The 16937-nt window shown below is 66.3% G+C and carries 14 protein-coding genes; 13 read left to right on the forward strand and 1 reads right to left on the reverse strand.

Annotation, left to right across the window (positions count from 1 at the left end):
- The first annotated feature begins 36 nt into the window (after nucleotides 1–36).
- From rseP to dnaE, 8 genes are all read left to right on the forward strand, one after another.
- Nucleotides 37–1383, forward strand: coding sequence for an RIP metalloprotease RseP (gene rseP / locus ACFPK0_RS11240; protein WP_056077527.1), 1347 nt, complete (start codon nucleotides 37–39; stop codon nucleotides 1381–1383).
- 186 nt (nucleotides 1384–1569) lie between these two features.
- On the forward strand, nucleotides 1570–3993 hold the full coding sequence (gene bamA / locus ACFPK0_RS11245) for an outer membrane protein assembly factor BamA (protein ID WP_056602474.1): 2424 nt from the start codon (nucleotides 1570–1572) through the stop codon (nucleotides 3991–3993).
- A gap of 79 nt (nucleotides 3994–4072) precedes the next feature.
- The gene (gene lpxD / locus ACFPK0_RS11250; protein WP_056602472.1) at nucleotides 4073–5125 is read left to right on the forward strand and encodes a UDP-3-O-(3-hydroxymyristoyl)glucosamine N-acyltransferase; all 1053 of its coding nucleotides are present in this window, start codon (nucleotides 4073–4075) and stop codon (nucleotides 5123–5125) included.
- On the forward strand, nucleotides 5118–5591 hold the full coding sequence (gene fabZ, locus ACFPK0_RS11255; protein WP_056077519.1) for a 3-hydroxyacyl-ACP dehydratase FabZ: 474 nt from the start codon (nucleotides 5118–5120) through the stop codon (nucleotides 5589–5591). Before lpxD ends, fabZ begins: the two co-directional genes overlap by 8 nt.
- Nucleotides 5588–6376, forward strand: coding sequence for an acyl-ACP--UDP-N-acetylglucosamine O-acyltransferase (gene lpxA / locus ACFPK0_RS11260; protein WP_056077516.1), 789 nt, complete (start codon nucleotides 5588–5590; stop codon nucleotides 6374–6376). The genes fabZ and lpxA overlap by 4 nt, the downstream gene beginning before the upstream one ends.
- Before the next feature lie 60 nt (nucleotides 6377–6436).
- Nucleotides 6437–7645 (forward strand): lipid-A-disaccharide synthase, encoded by a 1209-nt coding sequence (gene lpxB / locus ACFPK0_RS11265; protein ID WP_377340853.1) that lies wholly within the window; start codon nucleotides 6437–6439, stop codon nucleotides 7643–7645.
- Entirely contained in the window at nucleotides 7632–8291 is a 660-nt protein-coding gene (rnhB, locus tag ACFPK0_RS11270; protein ID WP_156458301.1) for a ribonuclease HII, read from the forward strand. The genes lpxB and rnhB overlap by 14 nt, the downstream gene beginning before the upstream one ends.
- A 106-nt stretch (nucleotides 8292–8397) precedes the next feature.
- A complete protein-coding gene (dnaE, locus tag ACFPK0_RS11275; RefSeq protein WP_377340855.1) occupies nucleotides 8398–11937 on the forward strand; it encodes a DNA polymerase III subunit alpha in 3540 nt (1179 codons plus the stop codon).
- A 142-nt stretch (nucleotides 11938–12079) separates the two neighbouring features.
- On the opposite strand, the gene ACFPK0_RS11280 is transcribed toward dnaE, so the two are convergent.
- Nucleotides 12080–12445, reverse strand: a complete 366-nt coding sequence (locus tag ACFPK0_RS11280; protein WP_056077507.1) for a YajD family HNH nuclease — start codon at nucleotides 12443–12445, stop codon at nucleotides 12080–12082.
- A gap of 163 nt (nucleotides 12446–12608) precedes the next feature.
- On the opposite strand from ACFPK0_RS11280, the gene ACFPK0_RS11285 reads away from it, so the two are divergent.
- The 5 genes from ACFPK0_RS11285 to ACFPK0_RS11305 all read left to right on the forward strand — a co-directional run bounded on the left by ACFPK0_RS11285 (nucleotide 12609) and on the right by ACFPK0_RS11305 (nucleotide 16886).
- On the forward strand, nucleotides 12609–13565 hold the full coding sequence (locus tag ACFPK0_RS11285) for an acetyl-CoA carboxylase carboxyltransferase subunit alpha (RefSeq protein ID WP_056077504.1): 957 nt from the start codon (nucleotides 12609–12611) through the stop codon (nucleotides 13563–13565).
- 89 nt (nucleotides 13566–13654) lie between these two features.
- Nucleotides 13655–14395, forward strand: coding sequence for an NYN domain-containing protein (locus ACFPK0_RS11290; protein WP_056077500.1), 741 nt, complete (start codon nucleotides 13655–13657; stop codon nucleotides 14393–14395).
- Entirely contained in the window at nucleotides 14392–15693 is a 1302-nt protein-coding gene (gene tilS / locus ACFPK0_RS11295) for a tRNA lysidine(34) synthetase TilS (protein WP_056077497.1), read from the forward strand. Before ACFPK0_RS11290 ends, tilS begins: the two co-directional genes overlap by 4 nt.
- Nucleotides 15694–15766: 73 nt before the next feature.
- The gene (locus tag ACFPK0_RS11300; RefSeq protein ID WP_056077494.1) at nucleotides 15767–16021 is read left to right on the forward strand and encodes an exodeoxyribonuclease VII small subunit; all 255 of its coding nucleotides are present in this window, start codon (nucleotides 15767–15769) and stop codon (nucleotides 16019–16021) included.
- A complete protein-coding gene (locus tag ACFPK0_RS11305; protein ID WP_056077489.1) occupies nucleotides 15981–16886 on the forward strand; it encodes a polyprenyl synthetase family protein in 906 nt (301 codons plus the stop codon). Before ACFPK0_RS11300 ends, ACFPK0_RS11305 begins: the two co-directional genes overlap by 41 nt.
- Nucleotides 16887–16937: the final 51 nt, after the last annotated feature.

Genomic DNA, 16937 nt, shown 5'->3' on the forward strand with positions numbered 1-16937 from the left:
TCTGTAGCCCGCGATTTTCCTCAACTTCGGCACTTGATGACTTCCTTCTTCGGCTCGGTATTCTGGTTGCTGGTCACGCTTGGCGTGCTGGTGACCTTTCACGAATTTGGCCATTACTGGGTCGCGCGCCGCTGTGGCGTCAAGGTGCTGCGTTTTTCGGTGGGTTTTGGCCGCGCGATCTGGAAACGGGTCGGCCGCGACGGCACCGAATACCAGATCGCGGCGATCCCGCTGGGCGGCTACGTCAAGATGCTCGATGCCCGCGAGGGCGAGGTCGACCCCGCCCTGCGCGCGCAGGAATTCACCGGCAAGTCGGTGTGGAAACGCATCGCCATCGTGGCGGCCGGCCCCGGGTTCAACCTGATTTTCACGATCGTGGCGTTCTGGGCGATGTTCATGCTGGGCAAGCCCGACGTGGCGCCCGTGGTGACCGCCACGCCAAACAGCATGGCCGCCGTGGCTGGCGTGCAGCCGGGCGATCGCATCCTGGCGGTCGATGGCGAGCCGGTGTCGACCTGGAGCGATTCCATGGCGGCGGTGGCCAACGCCCTGCTGGGCCGCCAACCGCTGCCGCTGACCGTACGCGACGCCGATGGTGCGCAACGCCAGCTGGTGTTGCCGCTCAATCAATTGCCCGCCGGGCAGGACGTGGGCCATTACCTCGACACGCTGGGCTTGAAACTGGCGCCGCCGCCGGCCATCGCCGCCACCGTGATGGCGGGCCAGCCGGCCGCGCTGGCAGGCATGCAGGGGGGTGACCGCATCGTCAGCGTCAACGGCAAGGCGGCAACGGATTTTTTGGCGTTCGGTGAGCTGGTGCAGAAGGAGGCGGCAACATCGCCCACGCTTGCGCTGGTGGTCAACCGGAACGGCCAACCGCTGAAGCTGGATGTCACCACCCGCTTCGAATCGCTGCAGGGCCAGCCGGCGCGCTGGGTGATGGGCGTGGGCTCGCCGGTAACCGAACTGGCCACCCTGCATTACGGCCCGCTGCGCGCGTTGGGTGCTTCGCTGGAAACCACCTGGCGCAACACCACGCAGACGTTCAGCATGCTGGGCAAGATGCTCACCGGCGAGGCGTCGACGAAGAACCTTTCCGGCGTGATCGGCATCGCCGAGGTGGCCAATGCATCAGCCAGCATGGGCCTGCCGTGGTTCCTGCAATTCCTGGCATTGGTGTCGCTGAGCCTGGCCATTCTCAACCTGCTGCCGATCCCGGTCTTGGACGGCGGCCACCTGCTGTATTACCTTGTCGAGTTGGTCAAAGGCAGTCCGGTCAGCGAACAGGTCATGATCGTCGGTCAGTACATCGGCCTGGCGCTGCTGTTCACCCTGATGGGGCTGGCGTTCTACAACGATATTCACCGCATGCTGCTGTCGTGACGCCAGCGCTTCACGACAAGCTCATGACCGCGGCACGCCACTGTGCGTGGCATCGCGACGGCGGACCTCGCGATGCACCACGGCCACGTGTCAGTACTTTCTCGAAGCGGGATTCGTCCTTAGCTTCACTGTTGATCGAGGTGGCCGCACAGGCTGCCTCATCCAAATAACCCATCGGAATCGACGATGAAGCGTGTCGCCGCCCTGCTCCTGCTTGCCTCCCTCTCCGCCAACGCGTTTGCGTTCGCCCCCTTCGTGGTGTCGGACATCCGCATCGACGGGCTCAGCCGCATCGCGGCCGGCACGGTCTACAACTACCTGCCGGTGGACAAGGGCGACCAGATGACCAATGCGCAGGCCCAGCGGGCCATCCGCGCGTTGTACGACACCAAGTTCTTCACCGACGTGGAGCTCAGCCGCGAAGGCAACATTTTGGTGATCAAGGTGGTCGAACGGCCGTCGATCAGCAAGCTCACCTTGCGCGGCAACAAGGACATCAAGTCCGAAGACCTGAAGAAAGGCCTGAAGGAAATCGGCCTGGCCGAAGGCGAGACCTTCGATCGCCTGGCGCTGGACCGGGTCCGGCAGGAACTGATCCACCAGTACTACAACCGCGGCAAGTACAACGTGTCGGTGGAGCCGCATGTCACCCACCTGGATCGCAACCGGGTGGCGGTGGAAATCGAGATTCGCGAAGGCAAGGTGTCGAAGATCAAGGAAATCAACATCCTCGGCAACCACGCCTTTACCGACAAGGAAATCCGCAGCGACTTCGAATCGGGCACCACCAACTGGACGTCCTGGTATTCGAAGAATGACCAGTACTCGCGCGAAAAACTTTCCGGCGACATGGAAAAGCTGCAGTCCTACTACATGAACCGCGGCTACGCCGACTTCGGCATCGACTCCACCCAGGTGACGATCGCGCCGGACAAACGCACGATGTACGTGGCCGCCGACGTGAAGGAAGGCGAGATTTACAAGGTCACCGCCGTGAAGCTGCTGGGCGACCTGATCCTGCCGGAATCCACGCTGCGCCACCTGGTCATCGTGGAACCGGGCGACACCTTCAACCGGGCCTTGGTGGAAGCCAGCACCGACGGCATCAAGGCACTGCTGGCCAACCTCGGCTACGCGTTCGCCAAGGTCACCTCGATCCCCAAGCTGGACAAGGAAAAGCGCACGGTCGACCTCACGCTGTACGTCGAACCGGGCCAGCGCGTGTACGTGCGCCGCGTGGTCTTCCAGGGCAATACCCGCACCGAAGACGGCGTGCTGCGCCGCGAGATGCGCCAGCTTGAAGGGACGTTCTATTCGCAGGCCGCCGTCGACCGCTCCAAGATCCGTCTGCAGCGGCTGGGCTATTTCAAGAAGGTGGACATCGACAAGAAGCTGGTCCCCGGCACCCAGGACAAGGTCGACGTGACGGTCAAGGTCGAGGAGCAGTCGGCCGGCAGCATGCAGTTCGGCGTGGGCTATTCGCAGTATTCGGGCATGATCCTGTCGGCCTCGGTGTCGCAGAACAACCTGTTCGGCAGCGGCGACAGCTTTGCGATCAGCGGTGAGCGCAGCAGCTACTACACCCGCTTCAACCTCAACTACTACAACCCGTACCTCACCGACAACGGTATTGGCATCGGCTACAACGCCACCTATTCCAAGACCGATTACGGCAATACCGAACTGGCCAACTACGAGACGAGCACCAAGGCGTTCTCCTCCTACCTGGGCGTGCCGCTCGGCGAAACCGACAGCTTGCGCCTGGGTCTTGGCATCAGCAGCAACCGCATCGTCACCAGCTTCTACAGCCCGCCGCAGTTCGTGGCATACCAGGACCAGCTCGGAAATCGCACCGAGCACGCCTGGACCGGCACGGTCGGCTGGAACCACGACACCCGCAACGGTTACTGGGCACCCACCCGTGGTGGCCTGCTGGCGGCGTCGGTGGATGTCGCCCTGCCCGGTTCGACCGCGAAGTACTGGAAGTTCTTTGCGCAGGCCAACCACTACTGGCCGGTCGGCCTGGGCTTCGTGCTGTACCTGGATGGCCAGGTCGGTTACGGCCAGAGCTACGGCAGGAACGGCATCAGCGACGCGCAGTTCGAAGCACTGAAAGCTGCCAGCGCGAAGGAAGATCCCACCCACGTCCTGACCGACGTGCGCAATGACTTCCCGTTCTGGCAGAACTTCTACTCCGGCGGCGTGCGCGACGTGCGTGGATTCCAGGACAACACACTGGGTCCACGCTCCTGCGTGGGCCCCCGCGCCACACAGAACCCCGACGGCACCTGCACCGGCGGCTACTACTCCTACGCACAACCGATCGGCGGCGCGTTCAAGGTGCTCGGCACGGCGCAGGTGTTCATCCCGCTGCCGTTCCTCAAGGACATCAACACGGCCCGCGTGTCCTGGTTCATGGACGTGGGCAATGCGTACAAGGACTACCAGAGCTTCGACGCCAAGCAGTTGCGCGCATCGACCGGTTTGTCGCTGCAGTGGCAGGCGCCGATCGGCCCGCTGATCATCAGCCTGGCCGTACCAATCCGCTCGCAGAAAGAGGACCACCACTACGAGGAGCGGGTCCAGTTCACCTTCGGGAGCCAGTTCTGATACCGGACCTCCCGCAAACGCTGGAAAGGAGCGCGGCGATGCCGCGCTTTTCCGTTTCGCGTCCCTCGCGCCTTCGGAGATGACCGTGAGCACGACCCCCAGCTACACCCTGGCCGAACTGGCCGAGCGCTTCGGCCTCGTACCGCATGGCGACGCGAGCGTGCGTGTCGACGGCGTCGGCACCCTGGCGGCGGCGGGACCGAGCCAGCTCAGCTTCCTTGCCAACAGCAAGTACACCGCCAAGCTGGCTGCCAGCGGCGCCGGCATCGTGGTCGTCCGCGCGGAAAACCTGGCCGAGTGCCCGGGCGCCGCGCTGGTCGCGGCCGACCCGTACCTGGCCTACGCGAAAATCGCGGCGCTGTTCGAACGTTTGCCGTCGGCGCCGGTGGGCATCCATCCCAGCGCGGTGGTCGCGCCAACGGCGCGGGTCAGCCAGAGCGCCAGCATCGGACCGTGCTGCGTGATCGGCGACGACGCCATGATCGGTGACGGCGCGGTGCTGGGACCGCATTGCATCATCGGCGACGGCTGCACCGTGGGCGCGCATTCACGCCTGGTGGCGCGGGTGACGCTGGTGGTTCGCGTAACGCTGGGCCAGCGCGTGCTGATCCATCCGGGCGCCGTGATCGGCTCGGACGGTTTCGGCCTGGCGTTCGACCGTGGCGGCCCTGGTCCGGCCCATTGGGTAAAAATGCCGCAACTGGGTGGCGTGCGCATCGGCGACGACTGCGAGATCGGCGCCAACACCACCATCGACCGCGGCGCGCTGGAAGATACCGTGCTGGAAGAGGACGTGCGGCTGGATAACCAGATCCAGATCGCGCACAACGTGCACGTGGGCGCGCACACCGCGATGGCCGGCTGCGCGGCGGTGGCCGGCAGCGCGAAAATCGGCCGCTATTGCATGATCGGCGGCAACGCCGGCGTGCTCGGCCATCTGGAACTGGCTGATCGGGTTACCATTACCGCCAAGAGCCTGGTCACCCATTCGATCCACGAGCCGGGCGAATATTCATCTGGGGTACCGTTGCAGGAAAGCCGCCCATGGCGGAAGAATGCCGCGCGCTTCAAACACCTGGACGCGTACGCGCGCCGCCTGGCGGCGCTGGAAAAGGACAAGAATCATGAGTGAGAACACCCCGGCGATCACCTTGCCGGTGACTGTGGAACAGATCCAGAAGCTGTTGCCACACCGCTATCCGTTCCTGCTGGTCGACCGGGTCATCGAGATCGTGCCGGAAACCAGCATCGTGGCGTTGAAGAACGTCACCATCAACGAGCCCTTCTTCAACGGCCATTTCCCGAACCACCCGGTGATGCCCGGCGTGCTCATCATCGAGGCGATGGCGCAGGCCGCCGGCCTGCTGACCCAGCTCAGCAACCGCTCCAAGGGCCTGATCGAGGCGCCGCTGTTCTACCTGGTGAAGGTCGACAACGCACGCTTCACCGCACCGGTGGTGCCCGGTGACCAGTTGCGTTTCGAAGTGACGCAAAAGCGCGTGATGCGCGGCATGGGCCTGTTCCTTGCGCGCTCGGTGGTGGATGGCAAGGAGGTAGCCTGCTGCGAACTGATGTGTGCGGCGAGGGCGGAGAAATGACCCAGCCCGCCTCGATCCATCCCACCGCCCAGGTCGATCCGGCCGCCGTCATCGGCGCCAATGTCGGCATCGGCGCGTACAGCGTGATCGGCGCGGACGTGCACGTCGGCGAAGGCACCGTGATCGGGCCGCACGTGGTGATCGAGGGCCCCACCCGCATCGGCCGCGACAATCGCATCGCCCAGTTCGCCTCGCTGGGCGGCGACCCGCAGGACAAGAAGTTCGGCGGCGAGCATACCGAGCTGGTGATCGGCGACCGCAACCTTATCCGCGAGTTCGTCACCATCAACCGCGGCACCGGCGACGGCGGCGGCTTCACCCGCCTCGGCAACGACAACTGGGTGCTGGCCTACGTGCATATCGCGCATGATTGCCAGATCGGCAACAACGTGGTGTTTTCCAACTACTCGGCACTGGCCGGGCACGTGGAAATCGGCGACTGGACGATTCTTTCCGGCTATTCGGGCGTGCACCAGTTCTGCAAGGTGGGCGCCCACGCGTTCATCGGCATGGGCTGCCTGGTCGGCCATGACGTGCCGCCGTTCGTCACCATGGCCAACGAGCAGCAGGGCCGCCCGCGTGGCATCAACAGCGAGGGCCTGAAACGCCGCGGCTTCGACGCGCCACGGATCGCCGCGATCAAGCGCGCCTACCGCACGCTGTACATGGCCGGCCTGTCGCTGCCCGAAGCGCGCGAGCAACTGGCCACGCAGGCCCGCGAAAGCGACGACGTGCGCGCCATGCTCGACTTCATCGACCGCAGCGAGCGGGCGCTGGCGCGATAAGCGCATCGCGCTTATCGCGAAATCAAACACGCGCTCTTGCTCTGATTTGGAGGGGCGAAAATGCAAAACATCGACGCCTCTGCCCCAACCTTCGCCATCATCGCCGGCGAAGACTCCGGCGACCAGCTCGGCGCCGACCTGATCGAGGCCCTGCGCCGACGCTACCCGCAAGCACGCTTCGTGGGCATCGGCGGCGCGCGCATGCAGGCGCAGGGTTTCGAGTCCTGGCACGATATCCGCGAGTTGTCGGTGATGGGTTTCGTGGAGGTGCTGAAGCATCTGCCGCGGCTGCTTCGCCTGCGCCGCACGCTGGTTGCCCGCTTGTTGAAGACGCGGCCCGATGTGGTGATCGGCATCGACGCCCCGGACTTCAACCTCGCCGTCGAGCGCCGCCTGAAGGAGGCCGGATTGCGCACGGTGCATTACGTCAGTCCGTCGGTATGGGCGTGGCGGGAAAAGCGCGCCGCCCGGATCGGCCGCAGTGCCGACCGCGTGCTGTGCCTGTTTCCGATGGAGCCGGCGATCTACGCCAAGCACGGTGTCGACGCCCGCTTCGTGGGCCATCCGCTGGCCGACCGTTTTCCACTGGTGGCCGATCGGGTGGCTGCACGCGAGGCACTGCAATTGCCGCAGGAAGCACCCGTGCTGGCGTTGCTGCCCGGCAGCCGCCCTTCCGAGCTGTCGCGACTGGGCCAGCTTTTCATCGACGCCGCGCACCGCGTGGCGGCCGCGATTCCGGGATTGCGTGTGGTGATACCCGCCGCCAACCCGCAGGTGCACGCCATGCTGAAGACCATGCTGGCCAACGGCACGCGCGATGAAACCGCACCGCTGCTGCTCGATGGCCACGCCCACGAGGCGATGATGGCCGCCGACATGGTCCTGCTCGCCTCCGGCACCGCCACGCTGGAGGCGATGCTGGCCAAGCGGCCGATGGTGGTGGGTTATCGCGTGGCGCCGATGAGTTACCGCATCGCCCGCGCGCTGAACATGTTGAAGACCGACATTTTCACCCTGCCCAATATCCTGGCGCGCGCCGCAGGCTTGCCCGGCCTGCCCGTGCCTGAATTGATGCAGGACGACTGCACCGCGGAGAAGCTCGCCGACGCCACCCTGGCGCTGTTCCGCGACAGTGAACGCCGCGGCGCCGTGGTGGCCGCCTTCGAGCACCTGCACCAGGCCTTGCGCGGCGACGACGCCCACCACGCCGCCGACCGCGCCGCCACGGCCGTGGCCGAGCTGCTGGAGCACGCGCATGCCCGTGCTTGAACGCCCCGCGCGCACGCGTGCCGCCACCCCGTTCTCGCGCCGCAAGGGCTATATCGCAACTACCCCGGGCCTGCTGGTGGCCGGTGTCGACGAGGCCGGGCGCGGACCGCTGGCCGGTCCGCTGGCGGTGGCGGCGGTCATCCTCGATCCGTCGCGACCCATCAAGGCGCTGGACGATTCAAAGAAACTCACCGAAGTGAAGCGCGAGGCCCTGTATCCGCAGATCATCGAACGCGCGCTGGCCTGGTGCGTGGTGATGATCGAGGTGGAAGAGATCGACCGCCTCAACATCTTCCACGCCACCATGGCCGGCATGAGCCGCGCCGTGGCCGGGCTGAGCGTGGTTGCGCAGGAAGCATTCATCGACGGCAACCAACTGCCCAAGGATCTGCCCTGCCCCGGCCGCGCCATCATCGGTGGCGACGCGCGCGTGCCGGCGATCAGCGCCGCATCGATCCTGGCCAAGGTCAGCCGCGACCGCCTGATGGTGGCGATGGAAGACGACTATCCGGGCTACGGCTTCGCCACACACAAGGGCTACGGCACCCCGTTGCACCTGGCCTCGCTGCAACAGCTGGGCCCGTGCCGCCAACACCGGCGCAGCTTTGCCCCGGTGGGTCGATTGCTGCAACAGCCACTGCTCTGAGGGCTGGCGCCAGCACGGGCGCCGTTTGGCGCAAACCGCGCACATGTCAATCTTGCCGATGCGCAGGGCGCCCGGTAGCCTGCATGGATTCAGCGCGTAAGACTGCATGACCGTCCGCTACACCCACCTGCACCTGCACAGCGAATACTCGCTGGTCGATTCGACCATCCGCATCAAGGCGCTGGTCGGCGCCTGCGTGCGCGACGGCATACCCGCGGTGGCGCTGACCGACGACAGCAACATGTTCGCGCTGGTGAAGTTCTACAAGGCATGCAACGCGGCCGGCATCAAGCCGATCGGCGGCTGCGATTTGTGGATCAGCTCGCCGGACGATCCCCGCCCCTGGCGCCTCACGCTGCTGTGCCAGCACCACGCCGGTTATCTGAACCTGTCGCGGCTGGTCTCGCGGGCCTGGCGCGATGGCCAGCACGGCGGCCGCGCCTTGGTCGACGCCGCCTGGCTTACCGCGGAAACCACCTCCGGCCTGATCGCCCTGCTCGGCCGCGACAGCGAAATCGGCCGCATCGCGCAGAACCAGGGCACGTCCGCGGCCCTGGAGAAACTGCGCCCGCTGGCGCAACTGTTTCCCGACCGGTTGTACCTGGAACTGACCCGCTGCGGTCGCGAGGGCGAGGAAAACTGGAACACGCAGGCGCTGGCGCTGGGCGCCGGACTCAACCTGCCGGTGCTGGCCAGCAACGACGTGCGCTTCCTGAAGCAGGACGACTTCGAGGCGCACGAGGCGCGCGTGTGCATCAACCAGGGTCGCGTGCTGGCCGACCCCAAACGCCCGCACGACTACAGCGACCAGCAATACCTGAAAACCCCGGAAGAAATGGCCGCGTTGTTCGCCGATCTGCCCGAGGCGCTGGAAAACACCGTCGAGCTGGCGAAACGCTGCAACCTGGAACTGAAATTCGGCACCTACTACCTGCCCGATTTCCCGGTGCCGGGCGACCACGACCTGGACAGCTACATCCGCGAACTCTCGCGCGAAGGCCTGCAGCAGCGCCTGGCGCTGGCGCCGCTGGCCAACAATCACACGCGCGAGGATTACGACCAGCGGCTGGAGCGCGAGCTGGACGTGATCGTGAAGATGGGCTTCCCCGGCTACTTCCTGATCGTTTCGGACTTCATCCGCTGGGGCAAGGACAACGGCATTCCCGTCGGCCCGGGCCGCGGTTCCGGTGCCGGCTCGCTGGTGGCGTGGGCGCTGAAGATCACCGACCTGGACCCGCTGCAGTTCGACCTGCTGTTCGAGCGCTTCCTGAACCCCGAACGCGTGTCGATGCCCGACTTCGACATCGACTTCTGCATGGATCGCCGCGACGAGGTGATCGACTACGTCTCGCGCAAATACGGCCGCGACCGCGTCAGCCAGATCATCACCTACGGCTCGATGGCGGCCAAGGCGGTGCTGCGCGATTCCGGCCGCGTGCTCAGCATGGGCTACGGCCAGGTCGACAAGCTGGCCAAGCTGATCCCGCCGCGCCCGCTCGACCTCACCCTGTCCGACGCGCTGAACCGCTCGGAGAAGGCGAAGAAGGAACCCGAGCGCGTGGTGCGCGAGTTCTGCGACATCTACGAGCAGGACGAAGACGCACGCGCCCTGATCGACCTGGCGCTGAAGCTGGAAAACCTCACCCGCAACGCCGGCAAGCACGCCGGCGGCGTGGTGATCGCGCCGACCCCGCTGACCGATTTCGCCCCGCTGTATTGCGAGCCGGGCGGCGGCGGCGTGGTGACGCAATTCGACAAGGACGACGTCGAAGCCGTGGGCCTGGTGAAGTTCGACTTCCTGGGCCTGCGCACGCTGACCATCATCGACTGGGCGGTGAAGGCGATCAACGCGCGCCGCGCCAGGACCGGCGAAGAGCCGCTCGATATCGCCGCGCTGCCGCTGGACGACCCGGCGCCGTACGAGCTGCTGAAAAAGGCGCAGACGGTCGCCGTGTTCCAGCTCGAATCCTCCGGCATGCAGCGCATGTTGAAGGACGCGAAACCCGACCGCTTCGAGGACATCATCGCGCTGGTGGCGCTGTACCGCCCCGGCCCGATGGACCTGATCCCCAGCTTCGTGGCGCGCAAGCACGGCCGCGAGGACGTGGAATACCCCGACCCGCGCGTCGAGCCGATCCTGAAAGAGACCTACGGCATCATGGTCTACCAGGAGCAGGTGATGCAGATGGCGCAGATCGTGGGCGGCTACACGCTCGGCGGCGCCGACCTGCTGCGCCGCGCGATGGGCAAGAAGAAAGTCGAGGAGATGGTCAAGCACCGCGCGATCTTCCGCGAAGGTGCGGCCAAGGACGGGCTCAGCGGCGAAAAGGCCGACGCCATCTTCGATCTGATGGAGAAATTCGCGGGCTACGGTTTCAACAAATCCCACGCCGCCGCCTATGCGCTGGTGTCGTACCAGACGGCCTGGCTGAAGGCGCACTACCCGGCCGAATTCATGGCCGCCACGATCTCCTCGGACATGGACAACACCGACAAGGTGGTGACCTTCCTGGACGAATCGCGCGCCATCGGCATCGCCGTGCAACCGCCGGACGTGAACGCGTCCGAGTACATGTTCGTCGCGGTCGAGCCAAAGACGATCCAGTACGGCTTGGGCGCGATCAAGGGCGTGGGCCAGGGCGCCTGCGAGGCGATCGTGGCCGAACGCGCCAATGGCGCTTACACCGACCTGGCCGACTTCTGCCGCCGCGTCGACCCCACGCGGCTGAACCGGCGCGTGCTGGAAGCGCTGATCCTCTGCGGATCACTGGATGCCCTGGCGCCCACCCGCGCCAGCCTGATCGCGCAGTTGCCCAATGCCATGAAGGCGGCCGAGCAGCACCTGCGCGACAAGCAGTCGGGCCAGAACGACATGTTCGGCGCGGCCATGGGCAATGCCACGCCCGTGCTCAAGGTCGAGCTGCCCGTCGTGGCCGAGTGGCCGCTGGAGCAGAAGCTGCAGGGCGAGCGCGACACCCTGGGGCATTATCTCTCGGGCCATCCCACCGACCCCTGGAAGGATGAGCTGGCGCAGCTCTCCACCTGCCCGCTGGGCGAGATCGTGGACCGCTACCAGCCGCCCAAGCCGCGCCGCAACGACGATGGCGACGGCAACCGTTTCCGCCGTGGCCCGGACACCCCATGGACGATCGCCGGCATGGTCGCCGCCGTGCGCAAGCGCGGCGACAGCGATGCGTTCGTGCGCATCGAGGACGGCAGCGGCAGCATCGAGGTGAGTTTCTTCGGCGAGCTGTACCAGCAGATCGCACCGCTGCTCACCCGCGACCAGATCCTGATCGTGGAAGGTGGTTTGCGCATCGACGACTTCTCTGGCGGCGGCTTCCAGTTGCGCGCCCGCAGCGCGCTTTCGCTGGCCGAGGCCTGCCACAAACACGCCCGCCTGCTGCGCCTGAAGCTCGACGGCATCAGCCCCGATTTCCCCGCCCAGTTGCAGCGCGTGCTCACCGGCTACCGCGGCGGCCGTGCCACCGTGATCCTGCACAACTACCGCAACGGCGCTGCCCAGGCCGACCTGGAACTCGGCGACGAGTGGCGCGTGGACGCCGTCCCCGACCTGCTGCGCGCCGTACGCGCCATGCCCGGCATCGAAGCCGTCCGCCTGCGCATCGTCAAGCAGCAGGACTGAGCGGCAAGCACCCGATCCCGTGTTTTGCAGCGACGCTTCACTCCCTCCCCTGCTTGCAGGGGATGAGGAGGGGTTCGCTCTTGATCTGAAAGCCGAGCACCCCTCCTGACCTCCCCTGCTTCGCAGGGGAGGAACCGATACATCACTTCTTGCCGCGCTCCATCATCGCCTTCAGATCGGCAAACGGATTCCCCGTGGCCGCAGGCGCCTCATCGACCGCCATCACCCCGCCGCGCACGTGGTCGATGTGCCTCGAATGCTCGTTGTCGTGGCAGTACACGCACAGCAACTCCCAGTTGCTGCCATCGGGCGGGTTGAAATCGTGGTCGTGGTTGCGGTGGTGGACGGTCAGTTCCTGCAGGTTGGCACGGGTGAATTCGCGGGCGCAGCGGCCGCACACCCAGGGGTACATTTTCAGCGCCCGCTCGCGATAGCCCAGTTCGCGCTGTTCGGCGTTGCGGCGGGCCTCGGCCACGATGCGGTCGAGCTTGGCGTTGTCGATGGCCATAAGGATTCCGGGGCGAAAATCGGGGGCTCCGACGATAGCGCAAAACCGGGCCGTGCCAGCATGTTGCCGGGGGTTGGACGATGAACGACGCCATACGGTCGCGTTCCCGTGAAAAGCGGCCATGGCGGTATACTGCGAGGCTATCGTTCATGAATGAAAACGGATGAATCCCAACTTCCTCGACTTCGAACAACCCATCGCCGAACTGGACGCGAAAATTGAGGAGCTGCGCCACGCCAGCGATGGCCAGGCGTTCAATATCGACGAGGAAGTCGGCCGTCTGCGCGAGAAGCTGAAGATCAAGACGGCGGAGATTTTCCGCAACCTCAACTCCTGGCAGACCACCCAGCTGTCGCGCCACCCGGCGCGGCCGTACACGCTCGACTACATCGGCGTGATCTGCGAGGAATTCCACGAGCTGGCCGGCGACCGCATGTATGCCGACGACGGCGCCATCGTGGGCGGCCTGGGCCGCATCGACGGCCGGCCGGTAATGATCATCGGCCACCAGAAAGCCCGCGACACCAAGGGCAAGATCAAGCGCAACTTCGGCATGCCGAGGCCAGAGGGCTATCGCAAGGCGCTACGCCTGATGAAGATGGCCGAGCGCTTCCAGCTTCCGCTGTTTACCTTCATCGACACCATGGGCGCCTATCCCGGCATCGGTGCCGAGGAGCGCGGGCAAAGCGAGGCGATTGCCCGCAATCTGCTGGAAATGGCCGAGCTGAAGGTGCCGATCATCTGCACGGTGATTGGCGAAGGCGGTTCCGGCGGCGCGCTGGCCATCGGCGTCGGCGACCGCACGCTGATGTTGCAGTACTCGACCTATTCGGTGATCACCCCGGAGGGTTGCGCTTCGATTCTTTGGAAGAGCCCCGATAAAATCAAGGATGCCGCCGAGGCACTGGGCATGACCGCCCCGCGCCTGCTGGAACTGGGCCTGGTCGACAAGGTGGTGCGTGAACCGCTGGGCGGCGCCCATCGCAATCCTCGCTCGATGGCGATCCGGCTCAAGGCCGTACTGCTGAACCAGCTCGACCAGCTGCAGGCGATGCCGACGACCGACCTGTTGGAACAGCGCTACAAGCGCCTGCGCGGTTACGGCGCGTATCAGGAATAGCCGTTCCGGGAAAGCGTTGCTCACGGATTAACTCCCACGAGCAGTACTGGGCGGCGTTACCATCGGCGCATCCTTCGACGGAGAACGTCATGGCCCACGACGCCGCCAAACTTGCCGTACTGATCGACGCCGACAACGCCCAGCCATCGCTGGCGGAAGGGCTGCTGGCGGAGGTGGCCAAGTACGGCACCGCCCACGTCAAGCGCGCCTACGGCGACTGGACCAGCCCGCAATTGCGTGGCTGGAAGGACCAGTTGCTGACCCAGTCGATCCAGCCGATTCAGCAATTCGGATACACCAGCGGCAAGAACGCCACCGACTCGGCGATGATCATCGATGCGATGGACCTGCTCTACACCAACCGCTTCGACGGCTTCTGCATCGTCTCCAGCGACAGCGATTTCACCCGGTTGGCCGGGCGCATCAGGGAATCGGGCCTGTTCGTCTACGGCTTCGGCGAACGCAAGACGCCGACGCCGTTCGTGGCCGCCTGCGACAAGTTCATCTACACCGACGTGCTGGCCAGCAGCGCTTCCACCGAAACCGAGGCAGCGCCGAAGCAGCGCTCGTCCAAGGAATTGCGCGGCGATACGCGCCTGGTGAACCTGCTGCGCAATGCCATCGAAGCCACCTCCGACGACGACACGGGCTGGGCGCAACTTTCGCGTGTCGGCCAGAACATCAACAAGCAATCGCCGGAGTTCGACTCGCGCAACTACGGCTACGCCAAGCTGAGCGGGCTGATCGGCGCCATCGGCCTGTTCGACGCCGAGGAGCGGCAGGTCGGCAACGGCAAGCACATCTACGTGCGGTCGCACGCCAGGAAATGAGCGACCCCCTGCAGCAACATCTCGCCGCCAGCCTGGCGGCGACCGAACCGGTGCCGCTGTGCGTGGGCTTCAGTGGCGGTGCCGATTCCACCGCCCTGCTGCACGCGCTGGCACAACTGCCACAGGCGCGTGCGAACGGCCTGCGGGCCTTGCACGTCAACCACGGTTTGCAGCACGACAGCGAGGCCTGGGCCGCGCATTGCCAGCGGTTCGGCGAGGCATGGGGCGTGCCTTGCGAGGTGGTGCGCGTGCAGGTCGAGGACGGACGTGGTGACGGGTTGGAAGCGGCGGCCCGACGCGCCCGTCACCAGGCGTTCGACGCGCACCTGCGCGAGGGTGAACGGCTGGTGCTGGCCCACCATCGCGACGACCAGGTGGAAACCGTATTGCTGAAACTCCTGCGCGGCGCCGGCCCGGACGGGCTGGGCGCGATGCGCACGTTGCGGCCGCTGGGTCATGCCCAATTGTGGCGGCCGATGCTGGACGTGCCGCGGGCGTCGCTGCGCACTTACGTCGAGGCGCACAGGCTGGCGTTCATCGAGGACCCCAGCAACGCCGACATCCAGCTGGCGCGCAACTACCTGCGCCACGAGATCCTGCCGCGACTGCAAGGTCATTGGCCGCAGGCAGCCGATTCGATCCTGCACAGCGCCGCCCTGAGCCGCGCCGCCGCCGATGCCTTGCGCTCGCAATGGCTGGGGGCACTGGAACGCCTGCGCGATCCGGCCACCGACAGCCTCGACGGCCAGGCCTGGCTGGCGCTCGTACCGGCGCTGCGCGATCCGCTGCTCGATCACTGGCTGCATGCACGCGGCCTGACCGCGCCCACCACCGCCCAGCGCCAGCAGATCGAACGGCAATTGCGCGAATCGCGCCCCGGAAAACTGCCCTGCATCCGCTGGCCCGGCACGGAGCTGCATATCTGGCGGGGACGTCTCTGGAGCGTGCCGCCAGCCACAGCCATCGACCCGCAATGGCAAACCGAGTGGCGCGGCGAGCCCCTGCACCTGCCCGACGGCGGTGAGCTGCTCCTGCTACAAGGTGCGCAGCTCGACCCGCCGATCACCGTACGCCTGCGTCGCGGTGGCGAACGGATCAAACCGGCGGGCGATGCGCACACACGCGAGCTGCGCGACCTGTTCCAGCAGGACATGATGCCGCCTTGGCGACGCCCGGCCTGTCCGCTGCTGTATGCCGGCGACGAACTGGTGGCCGTCGCCGACCGCTGGGCCAGCGCCCGCGGCGCGGCACTTTTCCAGCAAGCCGGTGGCCGGCCGCAGTGGCGACCCGGCCGCTGAAAGCCCACACGCGCCTGCGGCACAACCTCACGCCGATTGATTCCCTGCAGTCACTGCGTTAGCGTTGCGGGCCATGGCCAAGACCGCTCCCGCACCCGAAACACCGCCCGCCGCCGACTTCGAGCATTCGCTGGACGAGCTGGAGCAACTGGTGGCACGGATGGAAGGTGGCGAACTGAGTCTGGACGAATCACTCACCTCCTTCGAGCGCGGCATCGGCCTGTACCGCCACTGCCAGCAGTCGCTGGAGCAAGCCGAGTTGCGCGTGCGCCTGCTGCTTGATCCCGATGCCCCCGACAACGCCCAGCCGTTTGAACCCGAATCTTGAAGCGCTGATCCTGCGCGCCGAACAGGCGCTGGATCACCGCCTTCCACCCGCCGACCAATCCCCCGCCGACCTGCACCGCGCGATGCGCTACGCCGTGCTCGGTGGCGGCAAACGGCTGCGCCCGCTGCTGGTGTACGCCGCCGCGCAGGCACTGGGCGAAGACGGCCCGCAACTCGATGCGGCCGCCTGCGCGGTCGAACTGATCCACGCCTATTCGCTGGTGCACGACGACCTTCCCGCGATGGACGACGACGCGCTGCGCCGCGGCCGCCCCACCTGCCACATCGTGTTCGGCGAGGCGATGGCCATCCTGGCTGGCGATGCGCTGCAGGCGCTGGCGTTCGAAATTCTGGCCGAGGACACCACCCGCCAGACCAGCCCCGAGACCGGCATGGCCATGCTGCGCACGCTGGGCCGCGCCTGCGGTGCCGAAGGCATGGCCGGCGGCCAGGCGCTGGACCTTGCCGCCGTGGGCCAGCCGCTGACGCTGGCCCAGCTGGAGCACATGCATGCCTGCAAGACCGGCGCGCTGATCCGCGCCTCAGTGCAACTGGGTGCGCTGGCCGCGGGCGGCGATGCCGACGAGCTGCTGGCACTGGATGAATACGCCAGCGCCGTGGGCCTGGCGTTCCAGGTGCGCGACGACATCCTGGACGTTGAAGGCGAATCCACCGTGATCGGCAAGACCGCCGGCAAGGACGCGGCCGCCGGCAAACCCACCTTCCCCTCGATCATCGGCCTCGACGCCTCGCGCGCACGGCTGGCCGAGCTGACCGACGTCGCACTGCATGCCATCGCGCCGCTGGGCGAACGCGGGGCGTTGCTGGAAGAGCTGGCCCGTTACGCCGCCGAGCGCGCCAACTGACCACCGCAACGCCATCGTTCCGGCAAGAAAAAAGGCAGCCGGATGGCTGCC

It is taken from the genome of Rhodanobacter ginsenosidimutans, from assembly GCF_042655685.1.
GTDB lineage: Bacteria > Pseudomonadota > Gammaproteobacteria > Xanthomonadales > Rhodanobacteraceae > Rhodanobacter > Rhodanobacter ginsenosidimutans.

Coding starts and splice junctions, on each gene's coding strand:
- rseP (WP_056077527.1), top strand. CDS start 37: ATGACTTCCTTCTTCGGCTCGGTATTCTGGTTGCTGGTCACGCTTGGC.
- bamA (WP_056602474.1), top strand. CDS start 1,570: ATGAAGCGTGTCGCCGCCCTGCTCCTGCTTGCCTCCCTCTCCGCCAAC.
- lpxD (WP_056602472.1), top strand. CDS start 4,073: ATGACCGTGAGCACGACCCCCAGCTACACCCTGGCCGAACTGGCCGAG.
- fabZ (WP_056077519.1), top strand. CDS start 5,118: ATGAGTGAGAACACCCCGGCGATCACCTTGCCGGTGACTGTGGAACAG.
- lpxA (WP_056077516.1), top strand. CDS start 5,588: ATGACCCAGCCCGCCTCGATCCATCCCACCGCCCAGGTCGATCCGGCC.
- lpxB (WP_377340853.1), top strand. CDS start 6,437: ATGCAAAACATCGACGCCTCTGCCCCAACCTTCGCCATCATCGCCGGC.
- rnhB (WP_156458301.1), top strand. CDS start 7,632: ATGCCCGTGCTTGAACGCCCCGCGCGCACGCGTGCCGCCACCCCGTTC.
- dnaE (WP_377340855.1), top strand. CDS start 8,398: ATGACCGTCCGCTACACCCACCTGCACCTGCACAGCGAATACTCGCTG.
- ACFPK0_RS11280 (WP_056077507.1), bottom strand. CDS start 12,445: ATGGCCATCGACAACGCCAAGCTCGACCGCATCGTGGCCGAGGCCCGC.
- ACFPK0_RS11285 (WP_056077504.1), top strand. CDS start 12,609: ATGAATCCCAACTTCCTCGACTTCGAACAACCCATCGCCGAACTGGAC.
- ACFPK0_RS11290 (WP_056077500.1), top strand. CDS start 13,655: ATGGCCCACGACGCCGCCAAACTTGCCGTACTGATCGACGCCGACAAC.
- tilS (WP_056077497.1), top strand. CDS start 14,392: ATGAGCGACCCCCTGCAGCAACATCTCGCCGCCAGCCTGGCGGCGACC.
- ACFPK0_RS11300 (WP_056077494.1), top strand. CDS start 15,767: ATGGCCAAGACCGCTCCCGCACCCGAAACACCGCCCGCCGCCGACTTC.
- ACFPK0_RS11305 (WP_056077489.1), top strand. CDS start 15,981: ATGCCCCCGACAACGCCCAGCCGTTTGAACCCGAATCTTGAAGCGCTG.